Genomic DNA, 12,738 nt, shown 5'->3' with positions numbered 1-12,738 from the left:
GCGGTAGTGCCCGTTACAAGGGTCGTCGGAAAATCAGGTCACCGCTGTTGCGAACCCGACACAAATTCCGCGAATGTCGCTTCCGCATAAGGTGGGGGCCATGACAGACCAGGCCCCCGAGGCGGAACTCGACATACCCGGCAAGCCGACGTCCGCGTCCCGGACCACCCTGAGCCACATCATGACCCACAACGACACCAACCTCCTCGGCACGGTGCACGGCGGTGTGATCATGAAGCTCGTCGACGACGCGGCGGGCGCGGTCGCCGGCCGGCACTCGGGCGGTCCCGCCGTCACCGCCTCCATGGACGAGATGGCGTTCCTGGAGCCGGTCCGTGTCGGCGACCTGGTGCATGTCAAGGCCCAGGTCAACTGGACCGGCCGGACCTCCATGGAGGTGGGCGTACGGGTCCTGGCCGAGCGCTGGAACGAGTCGGCCCCGGCGACCCAGGTCGGCTCGGCCTACCTGGTCTTCGCGGCGGTGGACGCGGACGGCAAGCCGCGCCGGGTGCCGCCGGTGGTACCGGAGACCGAGAAGGACCGCCGCCGTTACCAGGAGGCCCAGATCAGGCGGACGCACCGGCTGGCACGCCGGCGCGAGATCAGGGAGCTGCGCGAGCGCCGCGTCGCCGAGGGGTACACGGACTGAGCGAGAGCGGTGCCGGTCGTGCTTCGGCGGCCGCTCCGTCGTGGTCGCGCCCCTTCAGGGGCGCTGGGGGTCCCCCGGCCGAAGGCTGGGGGAGGAACCGCGCGACCAGCCCGCATCCGCCCGCACCCGGAACGCGGCCCTCAGCACACCGACTCGTCGCCCCGCACAACGGCAGCGGCCCCCTGCGGCGCCGGATCGTCCGCCCGTACCGTGCGGACCGCCCCCTTGAAGTCCGCCCCGGCCGTCACCCGCAGCACCGGCCCCATCCCGCGCACCGCCCGCAGCTCACTGCCCGGCAGCGCCGCCGCCAGCGACCGCGCCGAACGGTCCCAGCGCGGGTCGTAGGAGACCACCGTCCGCCGCACGTCGTGCCGCACCGCGGTCACCGGCTGGTGGTTCGTCGCGAAGCCTGTCGCCGCCAGCGCCGCGTCCATCCGCCGCGCGAGCCCGGCCGTCCCGGTGCCGTTCTCCACCTGGACCCGGATCTGGGCCGGCGCCACCTCCACGGTGGCCGGCACCGGACCGCGCGGCTTCGGCTTCGGCGGCGCCGACGGCTCCAGCGGCCGGTCGTCGCGCAGGGACCGGAACAGCTGGTCCGACCGGGCCTGGTCCCACTTCAGCGTCGAGCCGATGCCCTTCACGGGGTACGCCAGCTGCCCGATGGGCACGGTCGTGAACTCGGACGAGGAGGGGGAGAAGTTCCGCATCGCCCGCCCGAGGTCCAGCAACTCGTCCGTGCCGAAGCCCATGTCGGCCCGCACCGAACCGAGCACCGCCCGGGTCACGTCCCGGAATTTGATCGGGTTGAGCAGCACACCGTTCGCCGACGCCCGCTCGATCAGCGCGGCCAGGAACCGCTGCTGCCGTTTCATCCGGCCCAGGTCGCTCGCCCCGTCGACATGCCGGGCCCGGACGTACTGCAGGGCCTGGCCGCCGTTGAGGGTGTGGGTGCCGGGGGAGAGGTTGAGGCCGGTGTAGGAGTCCTTCAGGGGCTGGGCGGTGCAGATCCGGACCCCGCCGAGCACGTCGACGGTCCGCATGAACGTGAGGAAGTCGACCTCCAGATAGTGGTCGATCTTCAGATGGGTCATGTCCTCGACCGTGCGGACCGTCAGCTGCGGGCCGCCCTCCGCGTAGGCCGCGTTCAGCTTGATGGGATGCGCGGCGTGCGCCCGGCCCGTCGTCTCGTCGACGTGCGGCGGGACCTCGGCGTACGAGTCGCGCGGCAGGCTGACCACCGTCGCCCGCTCCCGGTCCGCCGAGATGTGCACGATCATGATCGTGTCGGTGCAGTGGCAGGGCGCCCCGCCCAGGCGGTACCTGCGCCGCTCCCGCTCCGTGACCTTGTCGCGGCCGTCGGTGCCGACCAGCAGCACGTTCATGCCGTGACCCGCGGCGGGACGGTTCTTCATGTCCTTGAACGGGTCGACCCGCGCGATGTCCGCGTCCAGGCTGGCCATCACCGAGTGCCCGATCCCGGCCGACGCCAGCACCACCACCGAGAGCGTGGTCACCGCCCGCATGGCCCAGCGCGGCCGCCGGGGCCTCATGGGTCGTACCGGCGGCCGCGGGGCCTGACGGGTGGGCTGCGGTCTGCGCTGCGGCCGGGCGGGCCGGGCGGGGGACCGGGGCGGGCTGGCGGCCAAAGGACACCTCCGGACGAGGCCGTACGTGGGATCCAGGAGCACGGTAGGCCGATACGACCTTCAGCCCGCGCCACGGCCCCGGCGGCGCGCACCGGTGTCCCCCGTTCGCGGTAACGTGAGCCCCCTATGAACGCCAAGCCCGACGTGCGGCACCCCGCAGTTTCCGTGATCATGCCCGTCCTCGACGAGGAGCGGCATCTGCGCGGGGCCGTCCAAGCGATCCTCGCGCAGGAGTACGCCGGCGAGCTGGAGGTCGTCATCGCCCTCGGTCCGTCCAGGGACCGCACGGACGAGATCGCGGCCGAGCTCGTGTCGGAAGACGCCCGCGTGCACACCGTCCCGAACCCGACCGGCCGCACCCCGGCCGCGCTGAACGCCGCGATCAAGGCCTCCCGGCACCCGATCGTGGTCCGCGTCGACGGCCACGGCATGCTCTCCCCGAACTACATCGCCACCGCCGTCCGCCTCCTGGAGGAGACTGGCGCGATGAACGTCGGCGGCATCATGCATGCCGAGGGCGAGAACGACTGGGAGCACGCGGTCGCCGCGGCCATGACCTCGAAGATCGGCGTCGGCAACGCGGCCTTCCACACGGGCGGCGCGGCCGGCCCCGCCGACACCGTCTACCTCGGGGTCTTCCGGCGCGAGGCCCTGGAGCAACAGGGCGGCTACAACGAGGAGTTCATCCGCGCCCAGGACTGGGAGCTGAACTTCCGGATCCGCGAGGCCGGCGGCCTGATCTGGTTCTCGCCCGAGCTGAGGGTGTCGTACCGCCCCAGGCCGAGCGTGAAGGCCCTCGCCAAGCAGTACAAGGACTACGGCCGCTGGCGGCACGTCGTCGCCCGCTACCACGAGGGCTCCATCAACCTGCGCTACCTCGCCCCGCCGCTGGCGGTGTGCGCGATAGTCTCCGGTCTCTTCATCGGGGCCACGCTCCACCCGCTGGCCTTCGTCATCCCGGGCGGCTATCTCGCGGCGATCGTCGCCGGGTCCGTCCCGGCCGGCAAGGGGCTGCCGCTCAAGGCGCGGCTCCAGATCCCCCTGGCCCTCGCCACCATGCACATGACGTGGGGTTGGGGCTTCCTGACCAGTCCCAGGTCGCTGGCGAAGCGGGTCATCGCCTCCCGTCGTCCCGCGGTGCTCAGCTCGACCTCCGGCTGAGCACCGGCCCCCGTACGGCCCGGACTACCAGGTGTAGTCCGGGTCGACGTGCATGCACGCCTTGGTGTCCGAGGCGTTGAGGGCGCTCGCCGAGGCGGGGGTGGTGTCGTCGTCGGCGGTGTACTTGCTGCCCGAGCGCCAGTCGGCGCCGACCACCAGCGTGACCCCGGAGACGTCCGTGGACTTCTTCACCTGGCTCGTGGGGATGCCCAGCGCCTTCGCCACCCGCTGGGCGTCGCCCGCCAGGTCCGCGCTCGGATAGCGCACCAGCGTCCGGTCCTCGCTCAGCAGCGCCGAGGCGTCGGCGGCCGCCTCGGTGAAGCCCTTGCCGACCAGCAGCTCGGTGACGGCGGCGGCCCGGCCGGTGACCGCGCTCTCGCTGCTGCTCTTCGTTCCGTTCTGCACCTGTACGGCGATCTTGTCGTCGGCCGCCGCCCTGTCGGTGACCTTCGTCGTGGTCGTCGTCTTCTTCTTGTCCTTGCCGTCCAGCGCGATGTCCTCGCGGACCAGCCGCCACAGCTTGTCCGCGTCGGTGGGCTTGGGCAGGACACGGTTGCCGTCCGAGGAGTACACCCACGGCATCGTCGTCATGGTGATGCGGTTGGTCGGGACCTTCTTCAGCTCCTTGCTCAGGTCGTAGAGCTTGGTGACCGTGCCGAGGCCGTCGTCGACCGTGAGCGCCTTGGTGGCGGTCTCGGCGAGCTTGAGGAGCTTGTCGGGGTTGCTGAGGGTGGCGTTGGAACGCAGCTGGCGGACCATCGAGTTCATGTACATGTGCTGGGCCTTGGTCCGGGCTATGTCGCTGCCGTCCTCGAAGCCGTAGCGGGTGCGCAGCCACTGCAGGGCCTGCTTGCCCTTGACGGCGGTGGTGCCCTTCTTGAGCTTCAGGCCCGAGCCGTGGCCGGTGGAGGTGTGCGAGTAGATGTTGGCGTCCACGCACACCGGCACCCCGCCGATCGCGTCCGCCATGGACACCACGCCCGAGAAGTCGACCATCATGAAGTGGTCGATGTGGATGTCGGTGAGCTTCTCCCAGGTGGCCACCGTGCAGCCGGGGCCGCCGCGCTCCAGGGAGGCGTTGGTCATCGTGTCGGCGGTGGCCGCGTAGACCTTGCCGGTCTTCGAGTCGGTGCACTTCGGAATGGAGACCAGGGTGTCGCGGGGCATCGAGACCACCGACATGTTGGTGCGGTCGGCCGAGACGTGCAGCAGCATCTGGACGTCGGCGCGGGCGGCCGTGCCGATGTCCTTGGCGCCGCCCAGCTTCTGGTTCTCGGCGGTGTCCCGGGCGTCGGAGCCGATCAGCAGGATGTTCAGCGGGGTCTGCCCGGCCGAGTTCGCCTTGGACGCGGTCGCGCGGTCCTTGGAGTCCCCGATGTTCAGGGTCTCCTTCTTGATGTTGCCGTTGAGGTGCTCGTAGTACAGGTACCCGGCGGTCGCGGTGCCGGCCAGGGCCAGGGTCACGACCGAGGCCGTCCAGCGCACGACACGGCGTCTGCGGCGTCTGCGGTCGCCGTCCGAGCCGCCGCCGCGCCGTCTGCCGCCCCGCCCGCCACCGTCGGTCTGGGGCGTGAGCGACATCGTGTCCTCGACCGCGGACACCACATCCGACATCTCCCCCCGCACACTGCTGCGCACCACTGCCCGCCCTCCCGCTCACACCTGCCGCCGCGCCCGGGACTCCGGGCTCCTGAGCACGGCGGCAGTGTCATGCAGGCGCTTAGGAGTCACCTGTGCGGACCTGTGCGGACCTGTGTGAACCGCCCGATCGTGCCCGTCACCAGCGATAGGGCGCGTACACGTCCATGCACTGCTCGGTGTCCGAGCCGTTGATGGCGTCGGCGTTGTCGGGCAGGTCACCGGCCTTCGGCGCGGACTGCTTCGGGTACGCCGTGCCGTCCCGCCAGTCGGTTCCGACGACGAGGGTGACGCCCGACACATCGGTGGTCTGCTTCACCTGGCTCATGGGGATCCCCAGCGCCTTGGCGACCGCCTGGGCGTCGCCCTGCAGGTCCGCGCTCGGGTACTCCACGACCGTCTTCTCCACCGACTCCGCCGCCGCCGAGGTGTCCGCCGAGGCCTGTGTGTAGCCCTTGGCGGCCAGCTCCTGGGCGAGCGTCCGGGCCCTGCCGGAGACCGCGGCCTCCGTGGCGGAGCCGGTCGCGTTGCGCACCTGGACCCCGAGCCGGCCGGCGGAGACGGAGGGCGCCTTGGTCGCCTCGGTCTGCTTCTCCGCGCCCGAAGCCTTCTCGCTCTTCTCGCTCTTGCCGTTCTTGTCGAACGCCACGTCGTCGCGGACCATCTGCCACATCTTGTCGGCGTTGGTGCCGTCCGGCACCACATGGTCCTTGTTCTGCGGGTCCTGCACGTTCGGCATCGTCACGCTGGTGATGCGGTTGGTCGGCACCGACTTCAGCTGCATGGCCAGGTCGTACAGCTTCTTGACCGTGCCGATCTCCTCCGACACCGACAGCGACTTGGTGGCCGCCTCGGCCAGGTCCATCAGCCGCGGGGTGTCGGTGAAGACGTTCTGCCCCTTCAGCGTCCGGATCATCGAGTTGAGGTACATGTGCTGGGCGCGGGCCCGCATCAGGTCGCTGCCCCAGGCATGCCGGGTGCGCAGCCACTGCAGGGCCCGCTTGCCCTTGACCTTCGTGGTGCCGGCCTTCAGCTTCAGCCCGGAGCCGCCGGACACCGCGGCCGTCGGGTGGTCCCACACGTTCTGGTTGACGCAGACGTCGACCCCGCCGATGGCGTCGGCCATCCGCACCACGCCGGCGAAGTCGATCGTCATCCAGTGGTCGATGTAGACACCGGTGAGGTTCTCCCAGGTGGCCAGCGTGCAGCCGGCCCCGCCCCGGGCCAGCGACTCGTTGATGATGGTGTTGGTCGCCGGGAACACCTTGCCGGTGTCCGGGTCCGTGCACTTGGGGATGTCGACGCGGGTGTCCCGGGGGATGCTCACCATCGCCGCGCTCTTGCGGTCCGCGGACAGGTGGATCAGCATCTGGACGTCACCGAGCGGCGGGTTGCCGACATTGTCCTTGCTGCCGCCGAGCTTCACGTTCTCCGCGGAGTTACGGCTGTCGGAGCCGATCAGCAGGATGTTCATCGGCGTCTGCCCGGCCGAGTTCGGCGCGGCCTTGCGGGCCTTGGAGTCGCCGCTGCTGCGCTGGCCCTTCTGGATGTTGCCGTTCAGGTGCTGGTAGTAGAGGTAACCGGCACCGGCCGTACCGAGGATCACCACCGACAGCATGGCCGCCGACCAGCGCAGCGCACGCCGTGCGCGCTTGCGCCGGCCGCCCTTCGCGCCGTCGCCCGAGCCGCCCCTGCGACGCCCGCCGCCGGATCCGCCCGGCGTGTCAGGTGCCTTCGGTGCGAGGGACATCGTGTCCTCGACCGCAGGCACCTCCCCCCGCACATCGCTCTGCGTCAACTCCCTGCCCTCCCCACCCTGCGCACACAGGCCCGCCGCCAACGCCCCCCGTTGGACGCACCACGGACCACACGGGTCCGCCCCGCGCCCGGTTAGACGCGTGACGGACCCATAGGGTTACCTACTTATTCGGTATGACTTGGTGTCGCGAGGGGGCAACTCCCCGCTACCGAGCGCCCGCTCGTCACTACTTGGCGCAGGTCACCTTGTCGGCCGTCGTCTTGCTGTCCACGTCCGGCGCCTTTGTCGGTGTGGTGAGGGACACGCCCGCCCCCTGGAAGTCCTTGCCCAGCGTCAGCGTGATCGCGGGCAGGCCCTGGGAGTTGGTCACGCTCTTGCCCGGCTTCATCGCCGAGCCGGACAGCCCCATGAGACTGGCCAGTTCACGTGCCTGGTCGGCCTGGTCGGGGGCGTACTCCAGCGTGGTCTTGCTGAGTTCGGCGGGCGCGTTGCCGGCGTTCTCCGACTTGAGGACGCCCTTGTCGTTCTGCAGCCAGCTGAGCGTCTCCTGGGCGCTGCCGGCCGGGGCCCCGCCGTTGAGGATCCGCACCCGCACCTCGGAGGCCGCCGACTTGGTGCCCTCCAGCCGGGCGGCCGCCGCGTCCTTGCTGGCCTTCGCCTGCTTCTTCTTGACCGCGGTGAAGGACACGTCGTCCTTGATCGCCTGGAAGACCGCGGGCGCCTTCGACTCGTTGAGCACGACGGTCGCCTTCACCTTCTCGGCCGGGTTGTCCAGCACCGGGATGGTGGTGAAGGTCAGGTTCTTCGGGTTGAGCTTGCCGAGCTCCAGCCCCAGGTCCTTCAGCTTGCCGATGCTGTCCAGCTTGGAGTCGACGGTGAGCGCCTTGGTGCCGACCTCGGCCAGCTTCAGCAGCTTGCTCGGGCTGCTGAGCGTCGAGTTGGAGCTGAGCTTGCGCATCAGCGCGCTCAGGAACTGCTGCTGGAGCTGGATCCGGCTCAGGTCACCGCCGAAGCCGACTGAGTGCCGGGTGCGCACGAAGGCCAGCGCGGTCTCGCCGGAGATGTTGTGGTTGCCCTTGGACAGCTTCAGATGCGACTGCTTGTCGTCGATGTCCTTGGCGAGACACACCTCGACCCCGCCGACCGCGTCGGTCAGCGTCTTGACCGCGTTGAAGTCGGCGACCATGAAGTTGTCCGGCGTGATCCCGGTCAGCTCCGTCACCGTGCGCACGGTGCAGCTGGCCGTACGGCCGTCCTGGCCGAGGCTGGTGTTGAAGCGGACGTCGGTCGTGCCCGCGATGACCTTCTGGCTGCCGTCGGACTGCTCGGTCGGGCAGTCCGGTACGTCCACGATCAGGTCGCGCGGGATGCTCAACGCGGTCGCGTTGGAGCGGTCCTTGGAGATGTGCAGCAGGATGTTGGTGTCGGCGTGCCCGACGCTGCCCGTGTCGCCGTAGCCCTCGTTGCCGGCGCCGGTGCGCTTGTCGGTGCCGATGATCAGCAGGTTGATCGCCTTGTCCTTGCTGAAGCCACCGGTGCTCGCGCCGTCGTCGGAGACGGACGTGATGTTGTCGTTGAGGTGCTTGATGTAGAGGTAGCCGGCGGCCGAGACGGCGACCAGCACGAAGGCCATCGAGCCGCCGGTCCACAGCAGTGCCTTCTTGGCCTTCGACTTCTTCTTCACCGGCCGCCGCGAACGCCGGCCGGCCGGCGGCTCGGGCTCGCTGCGCCGCCGGCGCTGCCCGGGCACCGCCCGGCTCGCCGTCTCCCGGCTCGCCGCCTCCCGCGTCCCGCCCGCGGCCGGGCGCGACGGCATCGGTCTGCGCGGTGCGGGTACCGACGACTGCGGTGCGGAAGGAGTCAGTCGCAGTTCGTATTCACCGGTGTTCGGATTGAGCACCCACTGGTCTGCGGGATCGATGTTGTCCGCCCGCCCACGGCCTTGCGCGTCCACGGTTGTCCGAATCCTCCGTCGGGGCCACGCGGCGCCTTCCCCCCACCAAGGCGCTCGGTCACGTTTCGCAGTGCACGACCCCAGGACGGACCTCGCGGCCGGGTGCACCGGAGCGCTCACACTATCCGCCCAGTTCAGCGTCGAGTGACGCCAGTGACAAATTCATCCTCCCTACAAGCGGGCAATCCATCTCATTTAACTGACAATGAACGGCGCGGAAGTTCGCCGCCTTGGCGGGTGCCTCACTCGCACCTGTCCTCGGCGGCGGTGTTCCCGCGAAAAGCGGGCGACCGGGAGTTCTCGGAAGAGGGAGCGTCCTTCTTGGTCACCGGCACCGGCCGGTCGGCCCGCAGCAGCGCGAACAGCGCGTCCGCCCGGCCCTCCACGAGCTGGTCACGATTGGAGTCGTACACATACGGCTCCCTCGGGACGGTGAGGAACTGCACATGTTCGGTGGGGGTGTTCCGCAGCCCCCGAACAAGCTGGTACAAACCCCGCAGACTGGCCAGTTCCGGATCGGTGGTGAGGGCGGAGGTCGCCGCGTTCAGCAGCGGGTAGAGCTTCGCCGGGTTCAGCAGTACGTCACCGCTCTGCACCTTGTTGACGAGCGCCCCCAGGAACTGCTGCTGCCGGTCCATCCGCTCGGTGTCGCTGCCGTCCCCGAGCGACTTGCGCGCCCGTACGTACCCCAGCGCCTGCTCCCCGTCGAGCGTGACCCGCCCGGCGGGCAGCCGCAGCTTGGCCGCCTTGTCGTCGATCGGCTTCTTCAGGCACACCTGCACGCCGTCGATCGCGTCGACCATGTTCTTGAACCCGCTGAAGTCGACGACGACGTAGTGATCGACGCGGATGTCCGTGAGCTTCTCCACGGTACGGACCGTGCAGGCCGAACCCCCCACCTCGAAGGCCGAGTTGAACAGGGTGAAGGAAGGCTCGCTCCGGCGCCCGTCGCTGCGCAGGCAGCCGGGCACGTGCACCATCAGGTCCCGGGGCAGCGACACCGCCGTGGCGCTGTGCCGGTCGGCGGCGAGATGCAGCAGGATCGCGGTGTCGGACCGCTCGGTGCCCGAGTCCTTGCCGTAGCGCCGGTTCCCCTCACCGGCCCGTGAGTCCGACCCGATCACCAGGATGTTCTGCGCGCCCCGCACCAGCGCGGTGGGCCGCTCCCGCTCGTACCGGGCGAGCTCCGCGGCGGCCGCGTCGTCCGCGGTGATGTTGTGACTGAGCTTGGCGTACAGCGCCCACCCGCCCCCGAGCGCGGCGACCAGAACGACACCGGCACCGAGGGCCGTCCCCCGTATCCAACGCCTCCTCCGCCGCCGGGCAAGCCCGTCCCCGGCGGCGGATGCCCCTACGACGTCGGTCACTACTCAACAGTGCCCCGGGGCAGGCGCCGGGGGCGGCGGCAACTGCTCCACACGGGTGAGTGGTCCCGCCTTCTCGGGGGCGCGGGGCTGTATCGATGTGCGGCTCCGCCGCGTGGGCGCGAACGGCCCCCACTCAGCCGCAGATGTCGTACGACCTCACCGCGCCGAAGCGGTAACCCGCTCACTCTCGATCCGCTTGGCGATCCCTTCCTCGCCCAACGCGTCCAGATGCCGACACAGCACCACGGACCCCCCGACCGCGAGCGGCGCGTACAACCCCGCGCTCAGCCCTTCCCACGTGTCGAAACCGAGCCCCGAAAGCAGCCGGGACCCCGGCCCGGTCAGATCCAGCCCCGCCGCGTCCCCGAGCGCCCGCTCCACGACCTCGGCGCCGCTCATCTCCGCGCCCGCCACGATCAGCGCGGGCTCCTCGGGATCCACGGGCGAGAACGGCGCGAACCGGTCCCCCTGGCTCGGCACCTCCACCGCGTAGTCGACGAACCCGTCCGGGACCGTCGGGAAGCGCCCGCCCAGCGGCCGCAGCGCGAGCGCGACCCGCTCCCCGCGGCACGCCCGAGCCGCCTCCAGCGAGTCCGGCCCGCTCACCACCACGTCGGCCGCGGCCGGGTCGCCGGCGACGTCCGCCACCGCACCCACCGACGAGCAGGCCAGCAACCACACCGCCGTCTGCCAGTGCGCCGGCAGCAGCAGGGCCACCCGGTCGCCCGGCGAAGCCGCCAGGTCGCCCTGGAGCAGGTTCGCGGTCTTGGCCACCCAATTGGCGAAGGTGGCCACGGACAATTCGACGCGTTCGCCCGTGGCGTCGTCGTAGAAGGTCACCAGGGGGCGTCCCGGATCCGCGGCGAGCGCGGAACGCAGCAGGTCGGCAGGGGTGCGATCGGTGGCGTTCACCCGCGCAAGCGTACGCCGCGCCCGCTGCCCGCACCGACCGGCGGGGCCACCGGTTCGGCGCAACCGTTCCCGACGGGCCGTCAGATCCCGTATGGACAGATATGTATGACTATGTTCAATATCAGGGGCATGCGTGGACTCCTGACTTCCTCGATCGGCGTCACCTGCGCGGCGGCCCTCACCCTCCCGCCGGCCGTGCTGAACGTGCCGTCCGCCGTCGCCGCACCGGCAGAGCGGACCACCACGACCACCCTCCGCGGCAGTACCCAGTCGCTGCCCCTCACCCCCCGGACCCGCGAACGCGTCCTCGGCCAGGCCCCCGAGTTGGGCGTGTACAGCGCCGACGTACGGCCCTTCTCGCTCGTCGGCGTCGTCTGGGGCAACCCCGGGACCGCACTGAACGGCCGGGTCCAGGTCCGCACCCGGTCCACCGCCACCGGCCAGTGGTCCGGCTGGCAGGACGTCGAGACGCACAACGCCGACCACGGCGCCGACCCGGGCACCGCGGAAGCCGCCTCGGGCCGGGTCCACGGCGCCACCGCACCCCTGTGGGTCGGCGACTCGAACGGAGTGGACGTACGCGTACGCGCCGGAGAGGGGGACGAGGACGGAGTCGATGCCGATGCCGATGCCGATGCCGATGTCGACGGCGCCCCCGGCCCGGGCGGCAGACCGCCCGTCGTCGGGCGCGACCTGCTGCCCGCGGGGCTGCGCCTGGAACTCGTCGACCCCGGCGACGACACCCCGCCCGACGACACCCCGCCCGACGACACCCCGCCCGACGACGAGCCGGCCGACGGCCCCCGCACCAACTCCGAGGACGACGCGTCGGCGGCCGTCAACGCCGGCCTCACGGACGTCGACAGCACCGAGATCCCCGCGCTGAGCCGCGAGGACACCGAACGCGAACTGTCCGAACTGAACGACACCGACGCCCTGCTCGTCAGGCCGTACATCGGACCACGTCCGAAGATCGTCACGCGCCGCGGCTGGGGAGCCGACGAGTCGCTGCGCGAGAAGGGGTTCGTGTACACCGGCAAGATCAAGGCGGCCTTCGTCCACCACACCGCCTCCGGGAACGGCTACACGTGCTCCCAGGCCCCGTCGGTCATCCGCAGTATCTACCGCTACCACGTGGTGAGCATGGGCTGGCGGGACATCGGCTACAACTTCCTCGTCGACAAGTGCGGAACCATCTACGAGGGCCGCGCCGGGGGAGTGGCGAAGGCCGTCAGGGGCGCCCACACCCTGGGCTTCAACAACAACAGCATGGGCATCGCGGTGATCGGCACCTACGGCTCGCACAAGCCGTCCGCCTCCGCCGTGACCGCCGTCGCCAAGCTCACCGCGTGGAAGCTCGGGCTCTTCGGGGCCAATCCCAAGGGAAAGACATATCTGAAGTCCGGAGGTGGCAATCTCTACCCAAAGGGGAAGAACGTACGACTGAACGTGATCTCCGGCCATAGGGACGGGTACGCCACCGAGTGTCCTGGCGCGAAGCTCTACGCCAAGCTCGGCTCGGCCCGGACCAGCTCCGCGCGCCTCCAGGGACGCTGAGCACGGGGCCCGCGTTCAACGCCGTCGGGGACAGTCGGGGGAAAACCGCATGCCGATACCGCGCGCCTCCGCGCGGCCGTCGAGGGCGCCGTCGC

9 protein-coding genes are annotated in these 12,738 nt (G+C 70.5%); 3 read left to right on the top strand and 6 right to left on the bottom strand.

The genetic code is table 11. The features are described from left to right. Positions 1-100 precede the first annotated feature (100 nt). Entirely contained in the window at positions 101-649 is a 549-nt protein-coding gene (locus ACFZDK_RS36535) for a hotdog domain-containing protein (RefSeq protein WP_390978791.1), read from the top strand. 140 nt (positions 650-789) lie between these two features. Here the strand turns inward: ACFZDK_RS36535 and ACFZDK_RS36530 are convergent, their stop codons facing one another. Next, on the bottom strand, positions 790-2,172 hold the full coding sequence (locus ACFZDK_RS36530) for an LCP family protein (RefSeq protein WP_390979150.1): 1,383 nt from the start codon (positions 2,170-2,172) through the stop codon (positions 790-792). A gap of 249 nt (positions 2,173-2,421) precedes the next feature. Between ACFZDK_RS36530 and ACFZDK_RS36525 the strand changes: the two genes are divergently transcribed. Continuing rightward, on the top strand, positions 2,422-3,456 hold the full coding sequence (locus tag ACFZDK_RS36525) for a glycosyltransferase (protein WP_390978789.1): 1,035 nt from the start codon (positions 2,422-2,424) through the stop codon (positions 3,454-3,456). A 24-nt stretch (positions 3,457-3,480) separates the two neighbouring features. Here ACFZDK_RS36525 and ACFZDK_RS36520 read toward each other — a convergent pair whose 3' ends face one another. The 5 genes from ACFZDK_RS36520 to ACFZDK_RS36500 all read right to left on the bottom strand — a co-directional run bounded on the left by ACFZDK_RS36520 (position 3,481) and on the right by ACFZDK_RS36500 (position 11,086). Continuing rightward, positions 3,481-5,070 carry an LCP family protein gene (locus tag ACFZDK_RS36520; protein WP_390978787.1) on the bottom strand — a complete coding sequence of 530 codons (1,590 nt, stop codon included), beginning with the start codon at positions 5,068-5,070 and terminating at the stop codon, positions 3,481-3,483. 163 nt (positions 5,071-5,233) lie between these two features. Further along, positions 5,234-6,844, bottom strand: coding sequence for an LCP family protein (locus ACFZDK_RS36515; RefSeq protein WP_390978785.1), 1,611 nt, complete (start codon positions 6,842-6,844; stop codon positions 5,234-5,236). A 235-nt stretch (positions 6,845-7,079) separates the two neighbouring features. Continuing rightward, on the bottom strand, positions 7,080-8,807 hold the full coding sequence (locus ACFZDK_RS36510; protein WP_390978783.1) for an LCP family protein: 1,728 nt from the start codon (positions 8,805-8,807) through the stop codon (positions 7,080-7,082). A gap of 242 nt (positions 8,808-9,049) precedes the next feature. Then, on the bottom strand, positions 9,050-10,174 hold the full coding sequence (locus tag ACFZDK_RS36505; RefSeq protein WP_390978781.1) for an LCP family protein: 1,125 nt from the start codon (positions 10,172-10,174) through the stop codon (positions 9,050-9,052). 156 nt (positions 10,175-10,330) lie between these two features. Further along, positions 10,331-11,086: a TIGR03089 family protein gene (locus ACFZDK_RS36500; protein ID WP_390978779.1), complete on the bottom strand. Its 756-nt coding sequence runs from the start codon at positions 11,084-11,086 to the stop codon at positions 10,331-10,333. A 129-nt stretch (positions 11,087-11,215) separates the two neighbouring features. Between ACFZDK_RS36500 and ACFZDK_RS36495 the strand changes: the two genes are divergently transcribed. Next, entirely contained in the window at positions 11,216-12,643 is a 1,428-nt protein-coding gene (locus ACFZDK_RS36495) for an N-acetylmuramoyl-L-alanine amidase (protein WP_390978777.1), read from the top strand. Positions 12,644-12,738 lie beyond the last annotated feature (95 nt).

This window comes from Streptomyces sp. NPDC007901 (assembly GCF_042959465.1).
GTDB lineage: Bacteria > Actinomycetota > Actinomycetes > Streptomycetales > Streptomycetaceae > Streptomyces.
This window is presented reverse-complemented; position numbering and strand designations above follow the sequence as displayed.

What these genes read in the sequence shown, in the direction of transcription:
- ACFZDK_RS36530 (WP_390979150.1), bottom strand. Translation starts at nt 2,172, where the DNA reads ATGCGGGCGGTGACCACGCTCTCGGTGGTGGTGCTGGCGTCGGCCGGG.
- ACFZDK_RS36495 (WP_390978777.1), top strand. Translation starts at nt 11,216, where the DNA reads ATGCGTGGACTCCTGACTTCCTCGATCGGCGTCACCTGCGCGGCGGCC.
- ACFZDK_RS36520 (WP_390978787.1), bottom strand. Translation starts at nt 5,070, where the DNA reads ATGTCGGATGTGGTGTCCGCGGTCGAGGACACGATGTCGCTCACGCCC.
- ACFZDK_RS36535 (WP_390978791.1), top strand. Translation starts at nt 101, where the DNA reads ATGACAGACCAGGCCCCCGAGGCGGAACTCGACATACCCGGCAAGCCG.
- ACFZDK_RS36515 (WP_390978785.1), bottom strand. Translation starts at nt 6,844, where the DNA reads ATGTCCCTCGCACCGAAGGCACCTGACACGCCGGGCGGATCCGGCGGC.
- ACFZDK_RS36525 (WP_390978789.1), top strand. Translation starts at nt 2,422, where the DNA reads ATGAACGCCAAGCCCGACGTGCGGCACCCCGCAGTTTCCGTGATCATG.